Here is a 1,425-nt window from a genome sequence, read left to right on the forward strand (position 1 = left end):
GCAGGTTGTCAAGGCGGTCTGGGTGGTGGGTGAACTCGTTGTGTCCTCCGTTCTCCGGCCCGGTCTTGCCGGTCGTTTTTCGGTTTAGCATCGCCCTTGCGATCGAACGCCCGTTCGATCGCGTGGTGTGTGCTTCCAGTCCGGAGGTGAAGTGCCATGACTCCCAGCACCGTCACCAGCCCGACCAACCCGACCAATCTGTCCTGCGTGCCCGCTCTGGACGGCGGGCAGGAGGGGGTTCCGGTCGAGCATCGGGTGTTCGAGGGGTGGTTGAGCGATCGGTTGGATCGGTTGGGGGTGGCGGTGGCGGGGGTCGCTGCGGCGCAGGCGGCGGTGATCCGGGTTCAGGCGGAGCTTGCCGCTGCCCGGCCGCCGGAGGGGTATGACGAGCTGGATCTGTTCGATTCGGTGGTTGCGGGTGAGGTGGCGGGGGTGATGCGGATCTCGACCGGGTCCGCGGAGTGGCATCTGCATTTCGCCGACCAGGTGGTCCGCCGTCTCTCGGCCGGGTTGGACGCGTTGGCTGAGGGTGTGCTGGATCTGCCGCGGTTGACGTCTTTGGAGCGTGCGACCGGCCCGTTGGATGCCGGGCTTGCTGGCCGGGTCGCTGATCATGTCCTCGCGAAGGGGCCGCGGGTGCATCGGCGTGCGTTCACAGCGGCGTGCCGCCGGGGGGTGATCAAAGTTGATCCGGAGGGTGCGGCGCGGCGTAGTGAGGAGCGTTGTCGGGAGCGGCGGGTGTGGGTGGAGCCGGAGGAGGACGGGATGGCGGTGTTGGGGGCGTTGCTGCCCGCGGACGGGGCGTTGGCCTGCCGGGGGCGGATCGAGCAGATCGCCGACGCGGTGATGGCGGAGAAGGGTGAGGGGGATGGTCGGAGTCGGGATGAGGTTCGTGCGGACACGTTGATGGATCTGATTCTGGGTCGGTGCGGGCAGCCCGGTCCTGGGGGTGGGACAGGCGCGGACGTGCAGGTGATCGTTCCGATCGGAACCCTGCTCGGCCTGGATGCAGAGTCGGGGGAGCTGGTGGGGTACGGGCCGATCCCCGCGACCGTGGCGCGGGAGATCGCGTCGCGGCCGACGTCGACATGGCGGCGGATGCTCACAGACCAGCAGGGTCATCTCGTGGAGCTGGGAGAGCGGCGGTATCCGAGTCCGGGGCAGAAACGGCATGTGCAGGCCCGGAACCCGTGCTGCATGTTCCCGCACTGCACACGCCGGGCGTGGCGCTGCGATCTGGACCACACCCGGCCCTACGCCTGGGGCGGGAAGACCCTGGTGGAGAACCTCGGGCCGTTGTGCAGGCGGCATCATCGGGTGCGTCATCACAGCCGATGGCAGGTGACCCAGCCCTGGCCGGGGGTGTTCCGGTGGACGAGTCCGACCGGCCGCCGGTACGAGGTGCGGCCGCATTCGTACCTCGAC

Annotated in this window: 1 protein-coding gene; it reads left to right on the forward strand. The window is 68.9% G+C overall.

Annotated elements, in window-relative coordinates; translation table 11 throughout:
- Nucleotides 1-156 precede the first annotated feature (156 nt).
- Nucleotides 157-1,425 (forward strand): HNH endonuclease signature motif containing protein (locus FREUN1FDRAFT_RS39055; protein ID WP_006545982.1); only part of this gene is annotated, 1,269 nt, incomplete at its 3' end.

Origin of the sequence: Parafrankia sp. EUN1f (genome assembly GCF_000177675.1) — a bacterium.
GTDB lineage: Bacteria > Actinomycetota > Actinomycetes > Frankiales > Frankiaceae > Parafrankia.